The organism is Arthrobacter sp. KKT183 (assembly GCF_055657625.1).
Map to the genome: position 1 here is coordinate 2403164 of NZ_CM145770.1, position 25186 is coordinate 2428349.

General features: G+C 63.4%; 17 protein-coding genes. 6 read left to right on the forward strand and 11 right to left on the reverse strand.

All coding sequences use genetic code 11. The annotated features are described in order from the left end of the window. Nucleotides 1-24 precede the first annotated feature (24 nt). Both ACZ2GY_RS11405 and ACZ2GY_RS11410 read right to left on the reverse strand, forming a co-directional pair. Nucleotides 25-3057: a UPF0182 family membrane protein gene (locus ACZ2GY_RS11405; RefSeq protein WP_428831016.1), complete on the reverse strand. Its 3033-nt coding sequence runs from the start codon at nucleotides 3055-3057 to the stop codon at nucleotides 25-27. Nucleotides 3058-3220: 163 nt separating this feature from the next. Continuing rightward, nucleotides 3221-4330, reverse strand: a complete 1110-nt coding sequence (locus tag ACZ2GY_RS11410; protein WP_346027095.1) for a YlbL family protein — start codon at nucleotides 4328-4330, stop codon at nucleotides 3221-3223. 299 nt (nucleotides 4331-4629) lie between these two features. On the opposite strand from ACZ2GY_RS11410, the gene ACZ2GY_RS11415 reads away from it, so the two are divergent. Continuing rightward, nucleotides 4630-6054, forward strand: coding sequence for a zinc-dependent metalloprotease (locus tag ACZ2GY_RS11415; protein WP_471671928.1), 1425 nt, complete (start codon nucleotides 4630-4632; stop codon nucleotides 6052-6054). A gap of 59 nt (nucleotides 6055-6113) precedes the next feature. Here ACZ2GY_RS11415 and ACZ2GY_RS11420 read toward each other — a convergent pair whose 3' ends face one another. From ACZ2GY_RS11420 to nudC, 3 genes are read right to left on the reverse strand one after another with little or no spacing between them, the layout of a single operon-like run. Then, entirely contained in the window at nucleotides 6114-6707 is a 594-nt protein-coding gene (locus ACZ2GY_RS11420) for a M48 metallopeptidase family protein (protein ID WP_318533001.1), read from the reverse strand. Beyond that, nucleotides 6685-8790, reverse strand: a complete 2106-nt coding sequence (locus tag ACZ2GY_RS11425; protein WP_471671929.1) for an ATP-dependent DNA helicase UvrD2 — start codon at nucleotides 8788-8790, stop codon at nucleotides 6685-6687. The genes ACZ2GY_RS11420 and ACZ2GY_RS11425 overlap by 23 nt, the downstream gene beginning before the upstream one ends. Continuing rightward, the gene (nudC, locus tag ACZ2GY_RS11430; RefSeq protein ID WP_471671930.1) at nucleotides 8790-9767 is read right to left on the reverse strand and encodes an NAD(+) diphosphatase; all 978 of its coding nucleotides are present in this window, start codon (nucleotides 9765-9767) and stop codon (nucleotides 8790-8792) included. Before nudC ends, ACZ2GY_RS11425 begins: the two co-directional genes overlap by 1 nt. Nucleotides 9768-9900: 133 nt before the next feature. Between nudC and ACZ2GY_RS11435 the strand changes: the two genes are divergently transcribed. Further along, nucleotides 9901-10944 (forward strand): macrolide 2'-phosphotransferase, encoded by a 1044-nt coding sequence (locus tag ACZ2GY_RS11435; protein WP_082566187.1) that lies wholly within the window; start codon nucleotides 9901-9903, stop codon nucleotides 10942-10944. Here the strand turns inward: ACZ2GY_RS11435 and ACZ2GY_RS11440 are convergent. Genes ACZ2GY_RS11440 through ACZ2GY_RS11450 form a run of 3 tightly spaced genes read right to left on the reverse strand, consistent with a single transcriptional unit; the run spans nucleotide 10941 to nucleotide 18168 of the window. Continuing rightward, on the reverse strand, nucleotides 10941-14435 hold the full coding sequence (locus ACZ2GY_RS11440) for an ATP-dependent helicase (RefSeq protein WP_277357609.1): 3495 nt from the start codon (nucleotides 14433-14435) through the stop codon (nucleotides 10941-10943). The two genes, ACZ2GY_RS11435 and ACZ2GY_RS11440, sit on opposite strands and share 4 nt — an antisense overlap. Next, entirely contained in the window at nucleotides 14432-17722 is a 3291-nt protein-coding gene (locus ACZ2GY_RS11445; protein WP_471671931.1) for an ATP-dependent helicase, read from the reverse strand. Before ACZ2GY_RS11445 ends, ACZ2GY_RS11440 begins: the two co-directional genes overlap by 4 nt. Nucleotides 17723-17724: 2 nt before the next feature. After that, on the reverse strand, nucleotides 17725-18168 hold the full coding sequence (locus ACZ2GY_RS11450; protein WP_471671932.1) for an MGMT family protein: 444 nt from the start codon (nucleotides 18166-18168) through the stop codon (nucleotides 17725-17727). A 101-nt stretch (nucleotides 18169-18269) separates the two neighbouring features. Here ACZ2GY_RS11450 and ACZ2GY_RS11455 point away from each other — a divergent pair, with 101 nt between their 5' ends. The 4 genes from ACZ2GY_RS11455 (at nucleotide 18270) to ACZ2GY_RS11470 (ending at nucleotide 21959) form a co-directional block, all read left to right on the forward strand. Continuing rightward, nucleotides 18270-18956, forward strand: a complete 687-nt coding sequence (locus tag ACZ2GY_RS11455) for an exonuclease domain-containing protein (RefSeq protein WP_471673586.1) — start codon at nucleotides 18270-18272, stop codon at nucleotides 18954-18956. Between the two features lie 304 nt (nucleotides 18957-19260). After that, nucleotides 19261-20241 (forward strand): methionine ABC transporter ATP-binding protein, encoded by a 981-nt coding sequence (locus ACZ2GY_RS11460; RefSeq protein WP_471671933.1) that lies wholly within the window; start codon nucleotides 19261-19263, stop codon nucleotides 20239-20241. Then, nucleotides 20238-20990: a methionine ABC transporter permease gene (locus ACZ2GY_RS11465; protein ID WP_471671934.1), complete on the forward strand. Its 753-nt coding sequence runs from the start codon at nucleotides 20238-20240 to the stop codon at nucleotides 20988-20990. The genes ACZ2GY_RS11460 and ACZ2GY_RS11465 overlap by 4 nt, the downstream gene beginning before the upstream one ends. A 123-nt stretch (nucleotides 20991-21113) precedes the next feature. Further along, nucleotides 21114-21959 carry a MetQ/NlpA family ABC transporter substrate-binding protein gene (locus ACZ2GY_RS11470; protein WP_277357615.1) on the forward strand — a complete coding sequence of 282 codons (846 nt, stop codon included), beginning with the start codon at nucleotides 21114-21116 and terminating at the stop codon, nucleotides 21957-21959. A 97-nt stretch (nucleotides 21960-22056) separates the two neighbouring features. On the opposite strand, the gene hemL is transcribed toward ACZ2GY_RS11470, so the two are convergent. From hemL to ACZ2GY_RS11485, 3 genes are read right to left on the reverse strand one after another with little or no spacing between them, the layout of a single operon-like run. Then, complete coding sequence (gene hemL, locus ACZ2GY_RS11475; RefSeq protein WP_471671935.1) at nucleotides 22057-23379, reverse strand: glutamate-1-semialdehyde 2,1-aminomutase; 1323 nt, start codon at nucleotides 23377-23379, stop codon at nucleotides 22057-22059. Next, on the reverse strand, nucleotides 23380-24363 hold the full coding sequence (hemB, locus tag ACZ2GY_RS11480; RefSeq protein WP_346027107.1) for a porphobilinogen synthase: 984 nt from the start codon (nucleotides 24361-24363) through the stop codon (nucleotides 23380-23382). A gap of 3 nt (nucleotides 24364-24366) precedes the next feature. Then, the gene (locus ACZ2GY_RS11485; protein WP_471671936.1) at nucleotides 24367-25185 is read right to left on the reverse strand and encodes a uroporphyrinogen-III synthase; all 819 of its coding nucleotides are present in this window, start codon (nucleotides 25183-25185) and stop codon (nucleotides 24367-24369) included. Nucleotide 25186 lies beyond the last annotated feature (1 nt).

Consider the following 25186-nt stretch of genomic DNA (forward strand, 5'->3'; position numbering starts at 1 on the left):
ATCCCAAATCGGGATCCAGATGCATTATTCGGTGGCTCCTCCGGACGCTTCAGACAAACGCGTTTCGGCATCCAGTGCCCGCTGCAGTGCCTGGTCGAGCCGCTCTTGTGCCTCACCGTAGGCAGCGAAGTCGCCCTCGGCGAGCGCGGTCTGGCCCTCCTGGATTGCCGCGTTCGCTTCCTCCAGCGCCGCCCGGAGATCCGCTGCCGGATCACCCGTGCCCGGCTCTGCGGGTGTGGTGGGCTCCTCCGTCGGCTCCTCCGGGGATTCGTTCCCGGAATCCGAGCCCACCAGCGGCGCAGGCAGATCAGGGGTCTCCCCCACATTCTCGCTGTCTCCGGTCACAGCGCCGGAGTCTCCCTGGAACACCTGGTCCAGTGCTTCATCCAGGGTGGGCGCAAAGCCGACCTGATCACCGAAGCTCACCAGCACACGCCGCAGGACGGGGAAGGACGAGTCCCCCGAGGACTGGACGTACACCGGCTGCACGTAAGCGATTCCGCCACCGATGGGCAGCGTCAGGAGATTACCGCTGATTACTTCGGAGGCGCCCTGGCGCAGCAGGTTCAGCTCCTGCGAGACCTCAGTGTCCGAGTTGAAGAGGTTTGCCGCCTGGCCCGGCCCGACGGCGGAGTCCTGACCGGACGAATCGAGCAATCGCAGGGTTCCATAGGTTTCTGCCTTGACACCGGGTTCACCGGTACCGGCGTCACCGTCCGCTGCAAGGAAGCCGTAAAGGATGTTGCGCGGTTCCTGGCCCTCCGGAACAAATGGAATGAACGGAGTGGTCAGTGAGAAGCTGGCCGACTCCTGATCGGGCATCTGGAGCGAGAGGTAGAACGGAGGCTGCTTGACGTCCTGCTCGCCTTCTTCCAGCGTCGGATCAACCGGTACAGCCCACGCCTGGTTGTTGCTGTAGAAAGGCTGGGTCTCTGTCACGTGGTAGCGCGCGAGCAGCTCCCGTTGGACCTTGAAGAGGTCCTCCGGGTACCGTACGTGCGCCATCAGGTCAGCCGACATCTCGCTGTACGGTTGCAGCGACGTCGGGTACACCTTCTGCCAGGCCTTCAGAATGGGGTCCTGATCATCCCAGGCGTAAAGATCAACCGAGCCATCGTAGGCGTCAACCGTGGCTTTCACCGCGTTACGGATGTAGTTCACCTGCTCAGCAGGCAAGGCGGTGGCGACACCTTCGGCGGTCAGGGAATCCACTGTGGCGGACTGAAGTTCCTGCTGAGTGGAGTACGGGTAGTCGGACGTTGTGGTGTAACCCTCGATGATCCATTTGACGCGCCCATCAACGATGGCCGGGTAGGTGTTGCTATCCAGCGTGAGGTAAGGGGCAACCTTCTCCACGCGCTCAACGGGATCACGGTCATACAGGATCTGGGATTCGCTCGTTACCTGGTCCGACAGGAGTAGATCCGTGGACTGGAACTTGAGTGCATACACCAGCCGGTTGAAGAAGTTTCCCACCTGCGGGCCGCCGTCGCCCAGGAACGTGCTGCGGGCCTCCTGGTCGGATTCCTCCGTCTGGGGCCGGTCGATCTCAAGTGGCGTGGCTCCCTCTGGAGCACCGACGATCGAATACTCCGGTGATTCCTCACCGAAGTAGATGCGCGGCTCAAACGTGCTCTCATCCCCCAGCAGGCCCGTGGTCGGGATACCTGACTGAATGAACTCGGGGCGCCCGTCCGGTTCCACGGTTGAACCGGCTGCTGCAACCACGCCGTAGCCGTGCGTGTAGTAGACGTGCTCGTTGATCCAGCCATCCGGAACACCCGCGGTGTTCAGTTCGCGGACTGCAATAACGGTGTCCTCGATCTCGCCGTCGATCTCGTAGCGGTCGACGTTCAGGATCTCCGGGAACTGGTAGTACTGGCGGAACTGCTGGAGCTGGCTGAAAGCGTCGCTCACAAGGTTGGGGTCCAAAAGGCGGATGTTGGCTGTTGTCTCGCCGTCCTCGTTCAACGCTCCCTCCTGGGGAACTTCCTCAACCCCATAGTCATTGACCTGCACCTGGTCCAGGCCGTAGGCAGCTCGAGTCATCTCAATGTTGCGCTCAATGAACGGCTCTTCCCGGCTGAACTCCGACGGAACAACCTGGAACCGCTGGATGACCCACGGGTATACGCCGCCGGCGAGGATAGCAGTGATGACCAGCATGGCCGTACCGATCACGGGCAGGCGCCACCGGCCAATCACTGCGGAAATGATAAACAGGACCGCAACAATGATGGCGGCGGCGGCAAGAATCGCCTTGGTTGGGATGACTGCGTTCACGTCGGTGTAGAGAGCGCCAGCCCATTTACCGTCGCTGCTGATGACGGTGGAGTAGCGGTCAAGCCAGTAGTTGACGCCCTGCAGGATCAGGAAGAGTGCAGCCAGTACCGCGATGTGCGTCCGGGCTGCCTTGCTCGTGAAGAGACCTTTCTCCTCAAGGCGGATGCCACCGTACAGGTAATGCGTCAGTACTCCGGCGATCCCGCTGATGACGATGACGCTCACCAGGAACCCGAGCAGGAAGCTCAGGAACGGCAAAGTGAAGACGTAGAACCCGATGTCCAGCCCGAATTCCGGGTCCGTCTCTCCGAAGGGCTCCGAATTGAAGAACAGGAGCATCCGTTCCCACTGTGAAGACGCTGCGGTTCCCGCAAACGCGCCGAGCACAACGGGAATGCCGATCATGAGCAGTCTGCGGATCGGTTCGAGCTGGGCCTGGTAGCGGTTCAGGTTGTCCTGGACGCTGCTGTCGGGAGCGTAAATGGGCCGTGAACGGTAGGCGATACGCAAGCTGAAGTAAACGCTTGCGCCCATGATGAGGAAGGCAGCCACGAACAGGCCGATCCGCGAGAGGTTCTCGGTGACAAATACTTCGAGGAAGCCCAGCTGGTTGTACCAGAGGACATCGGCATAAACCTGTGAGAAATACACGAAGCCGACGACGAGCAGACCGAGAACGATCAGGGTCGGTACCAGCGGCCCACGCCGCCGGGGTGGGGAGGAATATGGTTGGCTTGGTCTGCTGCCGAACGGGCGGTCAGGTCCGGATGTCACTATTACCTCATCCTTGGGGGTACGGGAGTGCTGGATGCGCAGCGGCGCACGGTCCACTGTTGTTCATTCTGCCCTGTGCACGTCTGGCCCACACAATTCAGTTCCGCCTGAACCGCGGCGCCCCGGAATCGTTTCTCAATCGTGTCCAATCCGACTATGCCTGTCAGGCGGGATCCTCACATGAGGGGAGCTGCGCGCCGTCGTCGTTATCTTCTCCCAGCGTCCGGACGGCGGTGACGGCGTCGTCCAGGGTTTCCACGCGGATGACGCGAAGACCGTCGGGAATATGGCCAACAACTTCAGTGCAGTTTGCGGCGGGCGCAAGAAATACCTCGGCACCCGACTCACTGGCACCAACCAGCTTTTGGCGGATGCCTCCAATGGGCCCGACGGCACCGGATGAGTCGATCGTTCCGGTTCCGGCGAAGTGCCTCCCGCCCGTGAGCTGCCCCTCGGTCAGGGTGTCGACGATCCCGAGGGCGAACATCATGCCGGCAGACGGGCCGCCGACATTGTTCAGGGCAATGTCCACCTCGAAGGGGAACTCGAACTCGGACATCAGAAAAACGCCGAGCTGATAGTCGCCGGACTCCCCCAGCAGCGGCTTCACGGACTCCACCACCGTTTCACCGTTTCGGGCCACAGTGATGTCAACGCTTTTTCCACCCGCTGCATTCAAGGCTTCCTTCAACGGCTCCAGCGACTCGATAGGCTCGCCGTCGATGAGGGTGAGCTGGTCGCCTTCCTGAAGGATGCCTTCAGCGGCCGAGTCCGGGGCGAAGCCTACGACTGAGAGCGTCTCCCCGTACGGAATTTCCAGGTGAGCGAGCGCAGCGGCCACTGCGGATTCCTGCGAGGATGTCATAGCCTCCGCGTTCTGCTCCTCAATGTCCGATTCCGAGACATCCGGCGGGTAGACCAGTTCGCGCGGTGTGACTGCCTGTGCGGGATCCGCCCAGGCACGGAAAGCATCGAAAACGCTGATTGTCTGCCCCGGTCCTCCGGCGACGAAGACGGTGGTCAAATCCAGCGCACCGTCCGTCGGGAAGGTTTCCCTGCCTTCGACGGTGATCAACGGTTCACCGTTAACCTCCCCGATGGTGTTGAAAGTGGGACCGGGTGACTCGACCACGTAGGGAGACGGCAACAGAACAGCCGTTGCCCCGAGGCCCAGCGCGAGCAGCCCTGATACCGCCATGACGGTGAAGCGGGGATCCCTTTTCACGGCATCATGCTTTGGCCTGTTGGTGTCCTGGGAAAGCGGCTGGGTCAACGGATGTCACCTTTGGATTGGGGGCGCCGCAGGTCACCCCGGCGGACGGGATGTCAGGGCTTCACATGCCAAGCCTACAAGCCCGCTCTGCGCGCTTTGCATCGGAACAAACGTTGCTTTGCCTAGAGCGAACTCGCGCAGGACGTGCGGGACAAGTCTGGGACGTGCCGGTAACGTTTGAGATCCTGACTGACCAGTGCTGCAGCTCGCTACGGCAACTGTAAGTGCCGGGGTTTGCTCCCATTCAGCACCATACGAGCACAATCCGACCAAGTTTCGATCAAGGACCGGTGGTATCGATGAGCTCCAATCCGTCGAACAACGACGACGACACTCCCAAGGATCCGCTTTCCGAGATGCTCGAACGCTTGATGGGCGGCAACATGCAGGGCATGAACCCCCAGGAGATCGCGAAGGCGGCCGGTCTTCCCAATGATCCGCAGGCCATGGCGATGATGATGCAGCAGGTCCAGGCCATGTTTTCCGCACAGTCTGAAGGCCCAGTGAATTGGACGATGGCCAGGGATCAGGCGCGCCGTGCAGCTGCGACGGGCGGCGACCCGTCGGTGGGCAGCAAGGACCAGCGTGAAGTTGACGAGGTACTGCGGCTGGCAGAAATGTGGCTGGATCCAGTCACCGACTTCCCGTCCACCGCTCTCCTTGGGAAAGCGTGGTCCCGCGCGGAATGGGTCGAGGCAACAATGGAGACCTGGAAGCGGCTGACTGAACCGGTGGCGACCAGCATCGCCCTCGCCCTTTCCAACGCGATCACCGAGCAGATGCCGGAAGAGATGAAGACCATGATGGGCGGAGCCACGTCCATGCTGCAGAACATGGGTGGCGCGATGTTCGGAATGCAGTTGGGCCAGGCTGTCGGCGCACTGTCCCGTGACGTGGTGAGTTCCACGGACATCGGCATACCTTTGGCGGAGAACAGCATGGCGCTCCTGCCTGCCAACGTCGCCGCATTCGGGCAAGGCCTGGACATCTCCGAATATGATGTTCGACTGTTTCTTGCCGTCCGGGAAGCTGCCCATGTGCGGCTCTTCACGCAGGTGCCCTGGCTGACCGGACACCTGCTCGGCGCAATCGAGAGCTACGCGCGCGGAATCCATATCGACATGTCGAAGATCGAGGAAGTTGCCCGCGACATAGACCCGTCGAATCCGGAGTCACTGCAGAGCGCCCTTTCCGAGGGTGTTTTCATGCCCGAGCGCACACCCTCGCAGGACGCCGCACTCGCCCGGCTGGAAACCACGCTCGCGCTTGTTGAAGGCTGGGTGGATGAGCTCACCGCGGCCGCTACCGCCAATCTCGACTCATCGGTCGCGTTGCGCGAAGTGGTTCGGCGCCGCCGGGCAACGGGAGGACCGGCAGAAAACGCCTTTGCGTCACTTGTCGGCCTCGAGTTGCGTCCCCGACGTCTCCGCGATGCGGCAGCCCTCTGGAACCAATTGCGTCAGGAGCGCGGGATTGACGGGCGGGATGCAATTTGGCAGCACCCTGATCTCCTGCCTACGCCGGAGGATCTCGATGATCCGGCGGGCTTCAGCAAGAGGCGCCAACTGGCCGAATCCGCCGACGCCGACGTGGATGCAGCGCTGGAGAAGCTGCTCGCGGGCGGGTTCGAGTCCCCTGCTGACGAGGATCCGGCGACGACAGACGAAACTGACTCGGAAGAGGGCGACGGCGGTCCAACAAACAAGGACGACGACCCGCGTTGAGTGGGTAGGTTTTGCCGGTCAGCCCCTCAAGCGGTCCTGTCGGTACTAGGTAGTGGGAGCTAGCGTCCGCTGAGTCCGTGGTCCGCCGCGTAAGCCGCGCCAAGCAGGAACGCCTTGGCTGTTTCAGTGTGAGGGTAATTGTCCAGGAGCGCCCAGAAGGTCCCGTTGTGTGAAGGCTCGATCAGGTGCGCCATCTCATGCAGGATCACATAGTCGATGACCCAATCCGGCATTCCCTGAAGCTTGTGCGACAGCCTGATGGCCCGGGCAGCCGGAGTGGCAGATCCCCAGCGCGAATTCTGGTTGGTAACCCACCGGATGCTGTTGGGCCTCGCGCGTCCTCCCAGGAACCGAGCCGACAATTCTGCAGCGCGCTCGACCAGCCCGGTATCCGAGTGCGTGGGCTGGACGGACTTTGCGTGAAGTTTGGCAACCATTCGTTCGACCCACTGCTTTTCCTGTCCGGCGGTGAAAGTAGCTGGAATCGAAACGACCGCAACTCCGTCCCGCAGATCCACACTGACGGTTCTGCGGCGACGGGCCGAGCGGCGCACTTCCACCGGATAGGGTGCAGTATCCGAGCTGATGGGGAGCTTCTCCTCCTCGGCTGCCCATCGATCCTGAGGGCCGCTAGGCTCTTTCCGCGAGGACACTCAGCACCGACTCTCCGTAGCGGTCCAATTTGGCCGGCCCCACCCCCGCGAGTTGCGCAAGCTTCTCCAATGAATCAGGGCGGGCTTCTGCAATGGCTACCAGCGTGGCGTCCGTGAAGACAACGAATGCGGGGACGTCAGTTTCACGCGCGGCGTTCAGACGCCACTGGCGCAGTGCTTCAAACGTCTCCTCGCTGTAGTTCGCCGGGCAGTCGCTGCAGCGCCCGATCTTTCGTTCTGCCCCAGAACCCAGCACCTTCCCGCACGTGTGGCAGTGCGCTGGCGCCGATACCTTCCGCTCCCGGCGGGGTATGGGCTGCCGGAATGGACGCGTGCCTCCGGAATCCGGGCGAAGACCATCCAGGAACCTGGATGGTTTGCGTGACGCGCGGCCGCCCGGGGTGCGGGATGTGGACCAGGACAGGCCAAGGTGCTTGCGTGCACGAGTGATGCCGACATAGAGGAGGCGACGTTCCTCGTCGACTGCGTCAGGAGTGTCGGCGAAGGAAATCGGCATCAATCCCTCGCTCAATCCCACCAGGAACACCGCGTCCCACTCAAGGCCTTTCGCCGAGTGAAGCGATGCAAGCGTTACGCCCTGAACCGTGGGGGCGTGTTGTGCTGCTGCCCGTTCTTCAAGCTCGGCGACGAAATCCTGCAGCGTGAAACCCTGCGCTGCGCGGGCCTGGTGAAGCTCGTCGGCAAGCGATACTAGCGCAGCGAGCGATTCCCACTTCTCCCGCACAGCGCCGGAGCTCTGCGGTGCAACTTGGGTGTAACCCAGGGACGCGAGGACATCGCGGACCAGCTGAGGGACGTCGTCATCTGTTGCCACCCGTGCTGCAGCACGCAGCTGCAGCAGGCTGTCGCGCACTTCACGTCGGGCGAAGAACCGCTCGGCACCCCGCAACTGGTAACCGATTCCCGCGGCGGCGAGCGCCTGCTCATAGGCGCTGGACTGGCCATTGGTCCGGTAGAGGATCGCGATTTCGCTCGCGGGCACGCCGTCACTGAGCAGGCGGGAAATCCGGCGGGCGACCTCCGCTGCCTCAGCCTCGTCATCGCTGCACTCCGTGAAGGTAGGAGCCGGGCCGGGCGGGCGCTGTGCAATGAGTTGAAGTGGCGTGGCCCACGTGCCCGTCCCGCCGCGGCGCCCGGCTTCCGCAGTGCGCGCCGCGAGCAGTGCGTTGGCGAGATTGACGACCTGTGGTGTCGATCGGTAGTCCCGGACGAGCTTGATGACTTCTGCCTGCCGGTACCTGCCGGTGAAATTCAGGAGGTGCGAGCTGGTGGCACCAGTAAACGAGTAGATGGTCTGGCTGGCGTCACCCACTACGCAAAGCTCTTCCCGTTCGCCCAGCCACAGATCCAGGAGCCGCTGCTGAAGCGGCGAAACGTCCTGGTATTCGTCCACCACAAAGTGCCGGTACTGCCCGCGCACTGTTGCTGCCACTTTCGGGTCTTCCTGCAGGATGCCGACGGTGATGAGCAGCACGTCCTCGAAATCGATGACGTTGCGGTCCACTTTGAGGTCTTCATAGGCACTGAACAGCCGGGCCACAGTTGTGGCATCCATGCCTGCCGGTTCCGCCCGGCCGTTCGCGGACTCGACATAGGTATCCGGTGTCAGCATGGATACCTTGGCCCACTCAATTTCAGCAGCAAGGTCGCGGATTGTGGCGCGGTCGGTGCTGAGCCTCAGCCGCCGCGAGGCTTCGGCGATGAGCTGGGCCTTGTGGTCGACAAGGGCGGGCAGGGTTCCACCGACCGCCTGGGGCCAGAAGTATTGCAGCTGCCTGAGTGCTGCCGCGTGAAAAGTGCGTGCCTGAACTCCCTGTGCTCCGAGGTCGCGGAGCCGGGTGCGCATCTCGGCGGCAGCCCTCGCAGTGAAAGTCACCGCAAGGACCTGTTGAGGCTTGTACACGCCTGTGTGTACGCCGTAGGCGATGCGGTGCGTGATTGCGCGTGTTTTGCCTGTTCCGGCTCCTGCGAGAACACAGAGCGGGCCACTCAGTTGGGAGGCCACCGCCCGCTGTTCATTGTCCAGACCGGCGAGGATCTTCTCTTCGACCGAGCCGTCCACTATGGTCTCCCGGCGGATGGCTCTTCCTCCAAAGGACCGCCGTACCAGTGTTCAATCAATGCTCGTGCAATGGAGGCACCGGATGCAACGGACAACCGCTCCTCCTTCAGACCGGCGAACAGTTCTTCCCTGCTGAACCAGCGCACGTCCCTGATTTCGACGCCGTCAGGCACCGGACGTGCATGTGCTGCCTTCGCCGTGAATCCGAGCATCAAGGACGCAGGGAACGGCCAGGGCTGGGAGCCGAGGTACGTGGGCGAGTGAACAACTATTCCTGATTCTTCCTCGACCTCCCGCACGACGGCTGCCTCCAGCGATTCCCCTGGCTCGACGAAACCTGCGAGCGTAGAGAACCGGTTCTGGGGCCACGCAGCGGAGGAGCCCAGCAGCAGGCGGTCTTCCTCGTCCGTCACGGTGACGATGATGGCCGGATCAGTTCGGGGATAGTGCAGGCTTTCATCGGCAGGGCAACGCCTCACCCAACCTCCGTCGATCGGTTCGGTGGGCTGTCCGCAGCGGGGGCAGTGAGTATGGGTGGCGTGCCAGTTGGAGATGGCCACCGCCTCCACGAACAACCCGGATTCCTGTGCCGGCAAATCCGATGCGGCGTCACGCAATCCGATCCAGTCCTCGTCAGCCGCGAGCGCGGGTTGAACGTCTTCATGCTCCACCAGCACGATGTGTGTTCCTGCCGGCATGTCCGCCGTTGTTTCCACCGTACTTCCCAGATAAACAGGGTTCTCCGGACGCTCCACTTCCGCAACAGGGCTCAGCACGAGCCTGCCGTTGCGAAAGGGAGAACGCCTGCGGGCAAGATGCAGGATGCGGGTTTCCGGTTGGTCCCACAATTGATCGAAGAGGTCAGGGGTGATGCGGAAGGTTGAGCCGCGGTCTGCCGTGCCGCGTGCCAGGGGCAGAGATCCGAGTGGTGGGAGGCTTGCGATTACGGCTGCCTGCATGCCGACGGCTTGGGTCATATTTCTACGGTACGGTCCCGCGCCCACAAAAAGACATTCGAAAGGGCTTTTCTGGAGGAATAGTGGGGGTGAGCGGCGACTCGCCGTTGCTGGACATTCGAGCCGGTGACCTCGCGCGCTTACGGTGGATGATGTGAAACGCTCACCGATGGAACTTGCGGCCCTTGCCAGCGCGGCCGTGCCGGGCCTTGCCCCGACCGGCGTCTCCAGCGCCCCCGATGATCCCGCCGACTTCGAGTCAGCCCTACTGATCGATGACTCCGGCAAGCAGTGGCGCGTTCGCGCACCACGGCACGCCGAGGCCAGCATGCGCCTGGAGACGGAACTGCAGGTACTGCGTGCGTTCACTCCCGCTGTTCGTGCTGAGCTCCCGTTCCTCATTCCTCACGTTGCAGGCACCGTGAGGCTCGGTGACCTTCGCACCTTCGTGTACTCCCACATTGAAGGATCACCGCGGTCTCTCGATGAGCTCGCAAAGGGCGGTCGTGAACTGGCCAGGGAAATCGGCCGCGCAATCGCTGCGGTCCACGAACTGCCCAGGACCCTCGTCAACGAAGCCGACCTGCCTGCGTATGAAGCGAACGAAGTACGGCAGCGCCGGCTCAACGAGCTGGATCAGGCCGCTACCACCGGCAGAATCCCCTCGGATCTGCTGCGTCGCTGGGAGCACGCGCTGGAGGATGTCTCACTCTGGCGATTCAATCCCACCGTGGTCCATGGCGACATCCACGAAGACAACCTGCTCCTTGCGGCGGGCCGCGTCTGTGCGGTGGCAGGATGGACGGACCTTTCCATCGGCGACCCCGCGGATGATTTCGCCTGGCTCGCCGCAACGCAGGACACCGAGTTCGCCGACGAGGTGCACGAGGCCTATGTCAGCGCCCGCCCCGATGCCGCGGACGAGCATCTCTTGCGGCGCGCCGCGCTGGCAGCGGAGTTTGCGCTGGCACAGTGGATGGTTCGCGGCCTGGCCCTCGGCGACGACGGCATGGTCAGCGAAGCCGAAGAGATGATGCGCTCACTCTCCGCCGATCTCGCCGCCGAGGAAGCCGCACTGGCCGCCAACGCTGGGGATGAAGACTTCGTGAGCAGGGATGACGACGCTGAGGTCGCAGCGGCTCCACAGGACCCGGAAAATCTCGAAACTTCCGCTCTCCCCATAATTCCGCGCCCCTAACCGCCGGACCCGGCGCTCGTCGCCTTCCGCACAATTGCTTCCAATGTTTCACTGCTCGCGAGATCGTGTGGCCGAACCAGCTGATCTTCCGCTGCGTAGTAAAACGCTGCCCGAACACCAGCGAGCGGCACGTTTTTCAGACGAGACCATGCCAGCCGGTAGATCGCCAGCTGGATTGCTTTCGCTTCACGGTCCGCCGGCGCCGGAGGCCGCCCGGTCTTCCAGTCGAGGAGGTCCCAGGTGCCGTCGTCGTCCTGAAAGACCGCATCAATCCGGCCGCGGACAACAACGGACCCAACGCGTGTTTCCACTGGCACTTCAATGCCGTACGGCACCCGCTGCGCCCACATCGACTGCCGGAACGTTTCGGCAAGCTGCTCAAGCTGCAGGCCGTCGTCCACGAAGGAGTCGGCCGCGCCTGGAAACTCGCCTAGATCGAGCATCCCTGTTGTTCCGTAAAATTCTTCGATCCACGCGTGGAATGCCGTTCCGCGCCGGGCGGCGGTTCCCGGACGCCGTGGCACAGGCCGTCGCAACCGCCGTGCAACGCCGTCGCTATCCTCTGTGAGCTCGACCATCAGGGAGGCGGAGATATGGGTGGGAAGTTCAACCGGTACGGAGGCAAGTCTGCCCTGCTGCCGCGCCAGCGACTTCCGGACCTCATCACTCCAGCGTCCCGGTAAGTCAATATCTTCGGTGCCCGGTTCAGGGCCAGAACCATGGCGCAGGTCATCCGCCGCTGCCCGAACAGCCGCCGCAGCCAGCTCCATTCCGCCGCGGCGCCGGCGTAGGGGATCGATTGGCCAGATCGCCCTGTCGCTGTGTGCACGAGCGGGATTGTCAGCGCCCACAGCGACGTCTTCGATCCAGGCCAGTTCCCGGTATCCCGGTTCACCGGCCGCCGCGAGTTCCCGCAGCCGTTCCAGATAGCGGGACGGCGCCGTCGGTTTGGAGCGCCCTCCTCCCCATGCCGACGACGAACAGACGAGGACATGGCGTGCCCGTGTAAGTGCCACGTAGGCGAGCCGCCGTTCCTCACGTTCAGTATGGGTCAGGGCGTCCTCAGCGAACAGTTTTTCGCTGTCAAGCCAGGACTTCTGGTCAGGTTGGTCCCAATCCCACTGCGGCAGCTCTGCGGCATCGCCGCGAAGCGGCCACGGTACCGAAGCATCTCCCGAGCTCCAGCGCGATCCGGTTCCGCTCGGAAAAGAACCCTCATTCATCCCCGGCACCAACACCACGTCCCACTCGAGACCTTTGGCAGCGTGCACTGTCAGTAGTTGAACGGCTTCCCTGCTTGTCTCCAGCGCTGTGACAGGTAATCCATCCTCCTCAGAGTCAGCGGCCTCCAGCCAGGCAAGGAAGGCTTGAACGTCAATGCGGTCCGACGTCGAGACGAACCCGCTGACGGCGTCTGCGAACGCGTCGAGATTGCGCCTGGCCTCGTGCACGCTCACTCCAGGCTTGGCAGCAAGCTCAATATCCAGCAGGAGTGTCTGCTCGATTTCACCGATGAGGCTATGCAGGTCATCTCCCACTGACTGGCGCAGCCCGCGCAGTTCGTCCCGCAGACGTACGAGGCGCTCCCTTCCTGTTTCAGAAAGAGTGCGCCCGCTGCCTGATACCCAGCCCACTGGTGGAAGGTGATCAACGGCGTCAACAAGGCTGGCCGGCTCTGCGTCTTCCGTTGGCGTTGGCAGCTGCTCAGGCTCAGACACGGCTGAATCCCGGGTATTGCCCTGGTGGGCAGCGCCTTCCTGCGCATCAGGCTTTCCGGTGCCCACCCGGAGCTGACTTATCCGGAGCTCCCGATCGTAGGCCAGTTGCCGTGCCCAATCACCGAGCGCCATCAGGTCTGCGCTGCCGAGGCGCCAGCGTGCTCCGGCGAGGAGCCGCAGCATCGCATCTGACCGTTCCGGATCCCCGAGGACCCGAAGCACTGAGAGGATCTCGATGATCTCCGCCGTGCGAAGGAGTCCTCCCAATCCAATGACCTGGACCGGTATCCCCAGCGACTGCAGTTCCTGCCGTAACGGCTCGAACTGCCGGCGCCCGCGGCAAAGAACGGCGATGGTCGGGCGCAGCGGCCGACCGTCGTCGTCCAGATCGAAGTACCGACGCCGCTGCTCCTGAATGATGCGGCTCATCGCAGCCGCCTCATTGGCCTGCGGATTGTCCGGTGCGGATGGGTCCTGCGGCGCAGCGGCGCTTTCGCTGCGGTAGCGCGCAAGATACACCTCTCCCAGCGGTGCCTTTGGCCTCGCTAACAGAGCGGGAACCATCAGCTGGTGCTGCGGGCCGAGCCATGGAGGCGGTACGTTGAGCGGTTCAGCCACTGCATTGGCCGCCGCAAGGATGCTCGTGGAGTTCCGCCACGCCACAGAAAGATTAACCATGGGTGCTGGCTCCAGCCGGGCACCGGTGTGCACCGGGAATCGTGACCTGAATGTCCCCAGCTGACCGGCTGATGCCCCACGGAACCCGTAGATGGACTGGTGCGGATCTCCCACCGCCGTCACCGACCGGCCGTCACCGAACAGCCTGGCGAAGAGGACCATCTGTGCATGCGAGGTGTCCTGAAACTCGTCGAGTAGGATAACTGCGTATTTCTGCCGCTCAGCATCGACCGCCTGCGGCACTTCGCTGACGATACGTGCGGCCAGCGACACAAGGTCACCGTAATCAAGCTGCCCGCCCTGACTTTTCGCTGCTGCGTACTGTTCCACCAGCTCAGTGACAGTGACACGGGTCCGCAGTTTATTCAGCAGATCGCGTGCGCCCTGCGTGGACGGTTTCGGCTTTCCGAGCAGGTAGGGGCGGGCCGCTACTGAGTCGATCTGCTCGAGCAGTGAAATCCTCACTGCCGCAGGGTCTACAAGGTGCTCGGCACATTCCGAAGCCATGGTGAGAACAGCTCCGGTCAGCGTTGTCCTCGCCGCCGACAGGTGTTCCCATGGGCCCCGGTAGGATTCAACGATTCTGCCTGCCAGCTGCCAGGACTGCGCCGTGCCAAGCATGACGGCATCGCGCTCCACGCCGAGGCGTAGACCGTAGTCCTGCACGATTCCATTGGCGTAGGAGTGATAGGTGGAGATGGTGGGTTCCAGGCGGTCCTCCCCTGACTCAAGAGTGCTCTCTCCCTGGGCACGGTACAACGCCTGAAGTTGTTGCCGGATGCGGGCAGCGAGCTCACCGGCCGCCTTACGGGTGAAGGTGACGCCCAGGATTTGATCAGGCCGAACCAGACCGTTTGCAACGAGCCACACCACGCGGTCGGCCATGGTTTTGGTCTTTCCGGACCCTGCCCCGGCGATCACCAGCAGAGGCTGAAGCGGAGCTTCGATGATGCGGGTCTGCTCTCCGGTCGGGTACAGGATGTCCGCGCTGGTCCCGCCGGCAAGGAGCTGAGCCAATGCTTCCGCGGAGTACATTGACGCAGTATCCGCCGACGCAGTATCAGTCGCCCGGAGGTGTGCCGCTTCCAGGCTCATTCGGTTACCTGCCTTCCCTCAACGCACAGCGGGCAAATCTCCGGCAGCCGGCACCCGGCGCCGCCGTACGCTGACCGGCTGGGGTCGTGGACGGTTTCAAATTCAGCCGCAGACATCAGTCCAGCAGCCTGCTGAATCATCTCCTGCGGCCAGGAGTCCTCTGGCCCGAGGGCGGGCTGATCCTGAACCTTGGGGGACTTGGCACTTGTGCCAAGGTGCACGAGCGCGGCTCCCCCTAGCGTCTGTATTTCCGCGGGTTCTGCAACCATTCCGGGATTGTCGGCGAGCCCGCCCGCACCGGCAGCGACCTGATACGCGGCAAGCTGCGGGTGGGCCGGCATATCGGAATCCTTTGGGGCTTTCCTCCCGGTCTTGAGATCCACAATGAATAGTCCGCCATCATGGGTAGTTTCGAGGCGGTCGATCTGCCCGCGGAGGCGCGCCTGCCGCTCTCCGCCTTCAACAATCACCGGCAGGTCAACGCTGAAGCTCACCTCAGTGCCGGCCAATGTGCGGCCGGACTTTCTCATCTCCACGAGGTAAGCGCCGAGCTTCCTCACCATTTCCTCGGCACGCCGGAGGTCCGCCTTGGTTTCCCAGGTGTCCTTCATACCGAGGGCGGGCCAGCGGCGGGCCAGTTCCGCGACGTATTGGTTTCCCGTGGCGTCCGGCATGTCCTGTGCGATGGAGTGGACGAGCGTCCCCAGTGACCTGGCGAAGTCAGTGGGCCGTTCTCCTCCAGCCGCCGAGACAAACCAGTTCAGAGGTGAGGCCAGTACCGCCTCCACCTTCGAGGGTGAGACCGGTATGACGGCATCAGGGGGAATGACCGGATCCAACGTAGAGAGCGCCGCCAGGCCCCACCACTGTGCGGGATCTGCACCCGGAACCCGCGGCTCGTGGAGCATCATCCTTCCGAGGTGCCGGACGGCTTCGGCAGCGGTGTCGGCATTTCGTTCAGGTTGCTGGGCGTACTTCCGCAGCTCTGCAACGAGCGCACGCAGGGTCAGCGGACGCTTCACCTCCGTTCGGGGGCGCTCGTAAGTACCGGGCGGAAGCGGGTCGAGGATTTCCAGGAAGGAAGAAGGCTGCTGATCTTCCGACGAAACCGCCACGCAGACCAACTCTTCGGACGCACGGCTGATCGCGGTCGAAAAACTTCGCAGTTCGTCGGCCCGAGTCAACTGCATCAGGGAAAGCGGATCACGGTGATACCGGAAGTCCCGGCCATGCTCCAGAAGCGCAACCAAATCACCTGAGCCCAGCAACTCTCCCCTGACCCTGAGATTGGGCCATACCCCCTCCTGTACGCCAGCCACGATCACTACCGGCCATTGGCGGCCGGCCGCAGCGGCCGGTGTCATGACCGCGACGGCGGCTCCTTTCTGGGCGCGTGCTGCGAGCGTGTCCATTGGAAGCTCCTGGCTCAGCAGGTACTCCAGGAAACCGGTTGTGGGTGCCCCCGGCATCTGGTCCACGTAACGCTCGGCCGTCTGAAACAGTGCAACAACGGCATCGAGATCCCGGTCCGCGCGTGCCGCTGACGCTCCCTGTTGGACTGCAGCCTCTTCCCATCGGGAGGAGAGCCTGGATGCGGACCACACCGCCCACAGCACTGTTTCAGGCGTACTCGCCTCATCCTGCAACGCGTCACGACCAGCGCTCAGCATCCCATGCAGCCGCCGGACCGGGCGGAGTTGCGCCCTGGGGTCATCAAACGAAGCCTCAGCCAGAAGATCGACAATCAGCTGGTCAGAGTTCCTTGCTCCCCCTTCCAGCCGTTCCTCCTGCCTCAGCAGTTGACGCAGGCGGCGAATCTCAAGCGGCCCGGCCCCGCCGATCCGGGATGTCATGAGTGAAACGGCCAATTCCGCATCAAGCTCTCTCACTCCCGTCACGGCGGCGAGGATGTCAAGCAATGGCCGGACTGCCGGTTCATCGCGGATAGCACGCTCGGCCGGCGGGACGCTGACGGGGATGTCCTGGCCCGCGAGGTACCGCTGAAGCTCAGTAACCTGCGTGCCCGTCCTGGTGATAACGGCGATCTGGTCAAAGCTCCGCCCGTCATCAACATGTGCCTCCAGAATCCGTTGCGCAACGTAGCGCTGCTCATGGAAACCAGAGTCAACCACGTGAACGGAGAGAGTTCCGGCTGTTGGAGTGTCAGCATCGGCCTGTGCCTTGACTGCAGCGGCTTCACCTGGCTCTGTCAGCCTTCGGTAGCCCACAGGCGTTCCGCTCACAGGCGTCCTCGCCGCAATCGATGCCCAGCCCGATGCAAGCATCCCGGACAGGCGGTGGGAGGTGGTCAGCTGCACGGTGCGGACCCCACCAAGCACCTCGTGCAACCGCGCGGCAAGCTCTGGACGGGCACCACGGAAGCCCTGTACTGCGGTGTCGGGGCAGGAGGTAATCAAAGCATCTTTTCCCTCGGCAAGAACGCCGCACAGCGCGTGCATGGCCGTGTTGGACTCCTGATAATCATCGATCAGGATCAGGGAATATTTACTGCGTTCCTCAACGCAGAATCCGGGATTGGTTTCAAGGATGCCGCGCGCGGCGGTCAGGATTCCGGCGGGATCAAAAGCCTCCGGCATCCGGAGGTCCAGAATGTCCCGGTACTCACTGTAGAGGGCTGCTGCGGCGACCCATTCGGGTCGATCAAACCTGCGCCCGAAGTCAGCAAGCTCTTCAGCATGCACACTGTACTCGCTCACACGGTCAAAGAGCTCCCTAATCTCCTGCCTGAAACCTCTTGTTCCAAGAGCGAGCCGTAATCCCGGAGGCCATCGCGCCTCCAGCTGACCCGATAGGCGATGGCCCTCCAGGAGTTCCTTGATGATCAGGTCCTGTTCAGCGCCGGAAAGCAGCCGGGGAGAACGGGTCAGCTCGGGCAGCAGCCCTGCCACGCGGGCTCGACGGATGAGGTCGAAGGCGTAGGACGACCAGGTACGTGCCGGCGGCGCGCTTACGCTGCGGTCCAGACGGGAAGTGACCTCATCCCGAAGGCGTGCTGCGGCCATCCTGGTGGGCGCCATGATGAGGATCCGGTGAGGTTCCACCTTTGAGTCCAGAACCCGGCTGACCGCGGTCTCCACCAACAGCTGCGTCTTGCCGGTTCCCGGACCGCCAAGGACAAGCACCGGGCCCTCTCCCGGGCCCAGGGCCAGCACCTCCTGTTGTTCAGCGCTGAGGACCGGGGTGGGCAGTGCCTGCCCGGCATTGGCCGGCAACCGCAGGCCAGCGGCGGGTAGGCGAACTGCGTCGACGCGCGGAGAGCTACTCATGCTTACAGCCCATCATCCGGCTCCGACAATTCGGGTGGACTCTCGTCCCAGGTTGGAACCGCAGCGTGAAAGTCGGCACGGATGCGCTGAAGCGCGGCCTGCTCTGCCGGCCCGGGATTCCAGCGGGACTTCTGCACATCGACCCGGCACCCGGCGGAACCGCCCGCCTCCCGACTCCGTTCGGCCACGGGCCGCAACGCCGTTGATTCGTCCAGATAGTGGCCGACTGCGGTAGCTTCCAACCCCAGCGGCGGCTTACCGTCAGCGCGGAGAACGCGCCACCACGGAACATCGGCGCCTCCGCGCGACATGACCGCTCCAACCTGACGCGGGCCGCCCTTTTCAAGGATCACGGCGATATCGCCATACGTCAGCACCTTCCCTGAGGGAATCAGGCTGACGACGTCGAGGACCGCCTCGTCATAGTCCAGACCTTTCTCGTGCACCAACCCAGACTATCGACAAGCGAACAGCAGCCTGGACGGCTCCCGGGTGCCGACGAACAGCAGAAACGGAAATGTCAGAGCCCCCGGATAGCGTCGGAGCCATGAACAGCTGGCACATGTGTCCCCGGGCGGCCTTCGATCTTGAAACAACCGGCCGCGATCCCCTCACCGCACGTATCGTGACGGCCTCGATCATCCTCGTCGATGGCCGCGGCGAGGTTCAGGAGCATCATGAGTGGCTGGCCGATCCCGGGGTGGACATTCCACCCGAGGCCACTGCCGTCCATGGCATTGCCAGCCAGACGGCGCAAGCGTACGGGTCCCCTGCCTCCCGCGTAGTGAGCCAGATTGCAGCCGTCCTCCTCGGGTTCTTCCGGGACCGAATTCCGGTGCTTGCTTTCAACGCGCGCTATGACTTCACGGTCCTCGCACGTGAGGGTGTGCGCCATGGTGTTGGAACACCCAACCCGTTTCCGGTGCTGGACCCGTACGTGATGGACAAGCACGCAGACCGCTTCCGGCCGGGAAAAAGAACTCTCACCGCCATGTGCGCGCATTACGGCGTCCCGTTGGAGAACGCGCATACTTCGTCCGCCGATGTCCTGGCGACTCTCGGCGTGGCCGCGGTCCTGGCGGAGCGGTTCCCGCACCTGCGCAAACCTGCCTCGGAGCTGCATGAGTTCCAGATGACCTGGGCGCTCCGGCAGGCCGAAAGTTTCCAGGAATACCTCCGCCGCAGCAATCCGGAGGCAGTGGTGGAGGGCCAGTGGCCGGCGATCGCCTCGTGAGTGCAAACGGAATACCGGCGCCCAGGCTGACTCAGCCACCACCTAGAAGCCGCACAATCTTCGACGAAACGGGCATAAATTACGACGACAATGCCTTATCAGTGATCCTCAGCACTAAATTTCAGCCGGATCTTTCACACGTGCCAGAATTGCAGAGCATCGATGCGCGCCTGCCACGGCCGGTTCCCCGGCGGCCCCGGCTGCCGCTTCCTCCCGAACGGCGCGCTGACAATACTTCTTCCCTGCTCGCCGGAGCAGGGGATCCGCAGCCGATCCTGCGGAGCCCCACACAGCATGAGGACCAATGATTACAGTCACCAACCTGCGCAAAACCTACCGCCAGGGCGAGCGAACCATCACGGCTCTGGACGATGTCACCCTTTCAGTGCCCAAAGGTTCAATCCACGGCATTGTGGGACACTCGGGCGCAGGCAAATCAACTCTCGTCCGGTGCCTGACCCTTCTTGACCGCCCTTCGTCCGGCTCAGTCGTCATTGACGGCCGGGACCTTACACGGGTCAGGGATTCCGAAGTCCGGACAGCCAGGCGTCGTATCGGCATGGTCTTCCAGCATGCCAACCTCATGGACTCGAGGACGGCCTCCCAGAATGTTGCACATCCCCTGGAGCTGGTGAAGACCCCAAAGGGGGAGATCGCCCGGAAGGTCGGCGAATTGCTCTCCCTGGTCGGCCTCGCAGAATTCGCAGACGCCTACCCCTCCCAGCTCTCCGGCGGCCAAAAGCAGCGCGTAGGAATCGCCCGGGCGCTGGCTTCGGATCCGGACGTGCTGCTGTGCGACGAGCCCACCTCGGCGCTCGACCCCGCCACCACTGAGGACATCCTCACGCTCATTCGCAACCTCACCCACACGCTGAACCTGACGGTCCTGGTCATCACGCATGAGATGCACGTGGTGAAGCGGATCTGCGATTCGGTGTCCCTGCTTGAGCGCGGCCGCATCATCGAGCACGGTCCCCTTCAGGACGTTGTCGGTAACCGCACCGGCTCCCTGGGCAAATCCCTGATGCCGCTGCCCTCCACCGCCGTGAATCAGTCTCTACCCGAGCTGGACCTGTTGCTGGTCGGAAGGAGCGCTTCAGCGCCGGTCCTCTCCGAACTGACCCGGCGCTTTGATGCCAGTGTGAACGTCATCGCAGGAACGGTGGAGACACTCGCAGGCTCCCGTTTCGGCAGGCTACGCGTTGAAGTTGATTCCCCGAGGCCTATCAGCGAAATCACCGCCTATCTCGAAGACGCCGGCGTGCACGTGGAGGTTGCGGCATGAATTTCCTCGACAATCTTTTCGAGAACCCTGGAATTACAGAAGCGCTGCCGGAGGAGTTCCTCGCGACTCTCCAAATGATCGGTATCTCGGGATTTTTCACGCTGCTGATCGGACTTCCGCTCGGTGTTTTTCTGCATACCAGCAGCCCGGGAGGCCTGCGTCCCATGCCGGTGACAAACCGCGTTGTGAGCGATGTGGTTGTGAACATCACGCGGTCAATTCCCTTCGCGATCCTCATGGTGTCCCTGATTCCGCTGGCCCGCCTCCTGACCGGATCCTCGATCGGTCCCGTTGCTGCGTCAGTATCGCTGAGTATCGGAGCCATCCCGTTCTTTGCCCGTCTTGTGGAGACGAGCCTGCGTGACGTCACGCCAGGCAAGATTGACGCCGCCCTTGTCATGGGTTCCACCCGTCTCCAGGTGATCACCAAGGTCATGATCGCCGAGGCCCTTCCGTCCTTGATTGCTGCTTTCACGACAACCCTCGTCGCTCTCGTGGGGTACTCAGCCATGGCAGGAATCATCGGTGGCGGAGGTCTGGGCAGACTGGCCTATAACTATGGCCTGCAGCGGTTCGACACCACAGTGATGGTGGTCATTATCGTGATCATTGTCGCGATTGTGCAGATCATTCAGTTCATCGGGGACCGGCTTGCCCAGCGGGTGGACCACCGAACAGCGGCCACGGCCGGTGCCCGCCGCAGCAGACAGGCCCGTCGCACAGAAGCCGCGAACGTCGTCGGAGTCTGACACTGACCCACAACTTGCCGCGCTTTTCAGGCGCGGCCGACGACGGCCGGTAGCCGCCAGCCGTCTTGAACCCGGCGCCCGGATAACCCCGGCCGCCGGTACTACGAAAGGAACGCACTGAACATGCGTAAGCAGTTTTCGCTGGCAGCCGCCGGACTGGCCGCTCTTCTTGCCCTCTCAGCGTGCGGAGCGGGCGACAGCGCTCCGGCCGCCGCCGTCGAAACCCTCGATCCCGCCAGCCCGGCTACGGTTACCGTAGGCGCGAGCCCGGTACCCCACGCCCAGATTCTGGAGTTCGTACGTGACAACCTGGCCGAAGGCAGCGGCATTGAGCTCGAGATCCAGGAGTTCGACGACTACACCACTCCCAACATCGCGCTGAGCGAAGGCGACCTGGATGCCAACTACTTCCAGCACCTGCCCTACTTCGAGAGCCAGGTCGAGAGCCAGGGCTATGAGTTCGCCCATGGTGAGGGCGTGCACATCGAGCCCTACGCTGCCTTCTCCGAAAAGCACAACGACGTCTCGGCTATCCCCGACGGGGGTCGCGTAGCCATCACCAATGACCCCTCCAACCAGGCGCGCGCCCTCACGCTCCTGCAGGAAGCCGGCCTGCTGGAGAACATCGAAGCAGAGGCCTCCGTCCTGTCGCTGACCGAGGAGCAGAATCCCAAGGGTCTCGAGTTCATCGAGAATCAGCCGGAGTTGCTGCTCAATGATCTGCAGGATCCGACCGTAGATCTTGCCATCATCAACGGAAACTACATTCTGGACGCCGGTCTCAGCACGGAGAACGCCCTCATTGTGGAGTCCGTCGAAAGCAACCCGTATGCGAACTTCCTCGCCTGGAACACCTCCTCCGAGGGTGATGCACGCATCGCCAAGCTCGAGGAGCTGCTGCACTCCCCCGAGGTCAAGCAGTACATCGAAGAAACCTGGCCGAGCGGTGACGTAGCTCCCGCCTTCTAGGACTTCCCCCGCTTCCACAGATACAGAACAGGAATGGCCGGCGCCCCACTGGGGGCGACCGGCCATTCCTGCGCCCTGGATGAAGACCGCGTGAAAGCTAGACGCCCGGGGGCGTCGCTCCTGCGGCAGCTGCGGCGCGCGCGGCGGCCGGCAGCGCCGACACAATGAGTTCCATCGCGGCGTCGTCGTGGGCCGAGGAAAGGAACCACGCTTCGAACACCGACGGCGGGAGGTAGACGCCGGATTCAAGCATGGAGTGGAAGAACGGCGCATACCGGAACGTTTCCTGCGCCTGGGCGTCGGCGTAGTTCACCACGCCGCGCTCGGACGTCCCAAAGGCGATGCTGAACAGGTTCCCGGCACGCTGGACTGAATGGTCGACGCCGGCCCGGGACAGTTCCTCCGATACCGCGGCGGAGAGCTCCAGGGAGCGGGCGTCGATGTGCCGGTAGACCTCGTCGGTTGCGTGGGTCAACTGGGCAACTCCTGCCGCCATGGCCAGCGGGTTCCCGGAGAGTGTGCCCGCCTGATAGACCGGTCCCAGCGGCGCCAGGTATTCCATGACGTCTGCCCGGCCACCGAGCGCAGCGGCAGGAAGCCCGCCACCGATCACCTTGCCGAATGTCAGCAGGTCCGGGGACCACCCCTCGCCCTCGCCGACAAGGCCCCAGTAGCCGCCTGGACCCACTCGGAAGCCCGTGAGGACCTCGTCCATGATGAAGAGCGCACCGTACTCTGCGGTGATCCTGGACAGCGCCGCATTGAAGCCGGGGGCGGGTTCGACTACGCCCATGTTGGCCGGGGCAGCTTCGGTGATGACCGCCGCGATGGAAGCTCCGTGCTCGGCAAAAGCGGCTTCCACCGCCTCAACATCGTTGTACGGCAGCACAAGCGTCTCGGCTGCAGTCGCGTCCGTCACGCCGGCGGATCCCGGGAGTGCCAGTGTCGCAACCCCCGACCCGGCGGCCGCGAGCAGCCCGTCCAGGTGACCGTGATAACAGCCGGCAAACTTCACAATGAGGTTGCGGCCCGTGAACCCGCGCGCCAGGCGGACCGCGGTCATGGTCGCTTCAGTGCCGGTGGAAACCATACGGATGCGTTCGACGGCGGACACCCGGTCCCGCACCAGCTGCGCCAATTCGGCTTCAGCCGGCGTGGACGCGCCGAAGGACAGCCCGCGATCAGCCGCCTGATGGACTGCGTCCAACACCGCGGCATGGGCATGCCCGAGCAGCGCCGGCCCCCAGGAGCACACCAGGTCAACGTACCGGCGGTCGTCGGCGTCGGTCACGTATGGACCCTGTGCCGACACGAGGAAGCGGGGAGTGCCGCCCACGGAGCCGAAGGCCCGCACCGGCGAATTCACCCCGCCGGGCATGAGCGTCTGTGCCCGCGCGAAGAGATCCTCGGAGTGTGTCATTTACTTGCTCTCCTTCAGCCAGGTGGCGAGCTCGGTGGCCCAGTACGTGAGGATGATCTGCGCTCCCGCACGCTTGATACCGAGCACTGACTCCTCAATGGAACGACGACGGTCAATCCAGCCGTTCGCGGCAGCAGCCTCGATCATGGCGTATTCGCCCGAGATCTGGTAAGCGGCAACCGGAACCGGCGACATAGCAGCCACGTCCGCGACGATATCGAGGTAGCTCATTGCCGGCTTGACCATCACCATGTCAGCGCCTTCCTCGAGATCCAGTTGCACCTCGTGAAGCGCTTCCCGGCGGTTGGCCGCATCCATCTGGTACGTCCGGCGGTCACCGGTCAGCTGCGAGTCCACAGCCTCCCGGAAAGGACCGTAGAACGCGGAAGCGTACTTGGCCGCATAAGCCAGCACGGAGATCTCCGGATGACCGGCATCATCAAGGGCGCGGCGGATGACACCCACCTGGCCGTCCATCATCCCGGACGGGCCGAGCACGTGCGCGCCCGCGTTGGCCTGGGCAACCGCCATCTGCGCATAGAGTTCCAGCGTTGCGTCATTGTCCACGGCACCGTCGTCCGCCAGCACACCGCAGTGGCCGTGGTCGGTGAACTCATCCAGGCACACATCGCTCATGATGACGAGGGCATCCCCCACTTCAGAGCGGACATCAGCGATGGCGCGGTTGAGGACGCCGTCGGGATCGATTCCCGCGCTCCCTGTCGCGTCACGGTGCGCAGGAATGCCGAAGAGCATGATGCCTCCGATGCCAAGCCCGGCGGCTTCCGCTGCAGCACGCTTCAGGGTGGCCGAGCTGTGTTGAACCACTCCCGGCATCGAACTGATAGGGACGGGCTCGGTCAGTCCTTCACGGATGAATGCCGGCAGAACCAGCTCTGCCGGACTGAGCCGGTTCTCCGCCGTCAGCCGGCGGATTGCCGGGGTGGAGCGCAGCCGGCGGGGCCGGTGTTGAGGGAAGCTCATGCGTTAGTTCCTCTTCCGATGATTGACGACGGCGGTGCTCACCGCATCTGCAATTCCTGCCGGGCTGGGGGCGGATGCTGTTGCGTCGATCCGCATTCCCAGCGCTGACGCGTCCCGCTCCGTGCGGCGCCCGATGGCGACCGTTGCCACGGTGCCGGGCAGCGATTCCATCATGGCATGCAGCCGGGCCGCGATGCTGGGTGACGTGAGAACGACGACGTCGATTCTTCCCTGCCGAAGGTCGCCCAACAATTCCTTTTGCGTGACCGTTCCTGCCGGCTCGCCGGGGTTGGCGTTGACGGTATCGCCGTCGACCGAGTCGCCGGTGTCAGCACCGTCGTTGACGGCACTGACCCGCCGTTCGGCAGCAGCGGGATAACCGACAGTGACGTAGGCGGTGACCGCGTCGATCATCCAGCCGCGGCCGGCCAGGCCTGCCCGCAGCGTGTCGGCGGCAAGATCCGATTGGGGCAGCAGGGCACGAGCCGGCTGCGCAGGCAGTTCTGCCAGAAGCCCTTCAGCAGATTGGTCCTCCTCTGGGGTCAGCTGAACGTTCACTCCGAGTTCCGCGAGCGCAGCACCGGTAGCGGCTCCAACGGCGGCTACCTTTACGGAACCGATGAGCGATGACAGGGAAACCCGCCGAACGCGTGCCCGCTGCGCTAGAACGCGCACGGTTGTAACGCTCGTGAGCACCAGCCAATCGTAGGAATCTGCAGCATCCAGGAACCGGTCCAGCTCAGCGGTATCTGCGGGAAGTTCCCAGTCGATCAGCGGAACCAACAGCGTCTTTGCGCCACGCCGGGTCAGTTCCGCTGCCATT

Coding starts and splice junctions, on each gene's coding strand:
- hemL (WP_471671935.1), bottom strand. CDS start 23,379: ATGACACACTCCGAGGATCTCTTCGCGCGGGCACAGACGCTCATGCCC.
- ACZ2GY_RS11415 (WP_471671928.1), top strand. CDS start 4,630: ATGAGCTCCAATCCGTCGAACAACGACGACGACACTCCCAAGGATCCG.
- nudC (WP_471671930.1), bottom strand. CDS start 9,767: ATGACCCAAGCCGTCGGCATGCAGGCAGCCGTAATCGCAAGCCTCCCA.
- ACZ2GY_RS11465 (WP_471671934.1), top strand. CDS start 20,238: ATGAATTTCCTCGACAATCTTTTCGAGAACCCTGGAATTACAGAAGCG.
- ACZ2GY_RS11455 (WP_471673586.1), top strand. CDS start 18,270: ATGAACAGCTGGCACATGTGTCCCCGGGCGGCCTTCGATCTTGAAACA.
- ACZ2GY_RS11445 (WP_471671931.1), bottom strand. CDS start 17,722: ATGAGTAGCTCTCCGCGCGTCGACGCAGTTCGCCTACCCGCCGCTGGC.
- ACZ2GY_RS11485 (WP_471671936.1), bottom strand. CDS start 25,185: ATGGCAGCGGAACTGACCCGGCGTGGCGCAAAGACGCTGTTGGTTCCG.
- ACZ2GY_RS11470 (WP_277357615.1), top strand. CDS start 21,114: ATGCGTAAGCAGTTTTCGCTGGCAGCCGCCGGACTGGCCGCTCTTCTT.
- ACZ2GY_RS11460 (WP_471671933.1), top strand. CDS start 19,261: ATGATTACAGTCACCAACCTGCGCAAAACCTACCGCCAGGGCGAGCGA.
- hemB (WP_346027107.1), bottom strand. CDS start 24,363: ATGAGCTTCCCTCAACACCGGCCCCGCCGGCTGCGCTCCACCCCGGCA.
- ACZ2GY_RS11440 (WP_277357609.1), bottom strand. CDS start 14,435: ATGAGCCTGGAAGCGGCACACCTCCGGGCGACTGATACTGCGTCGGCG.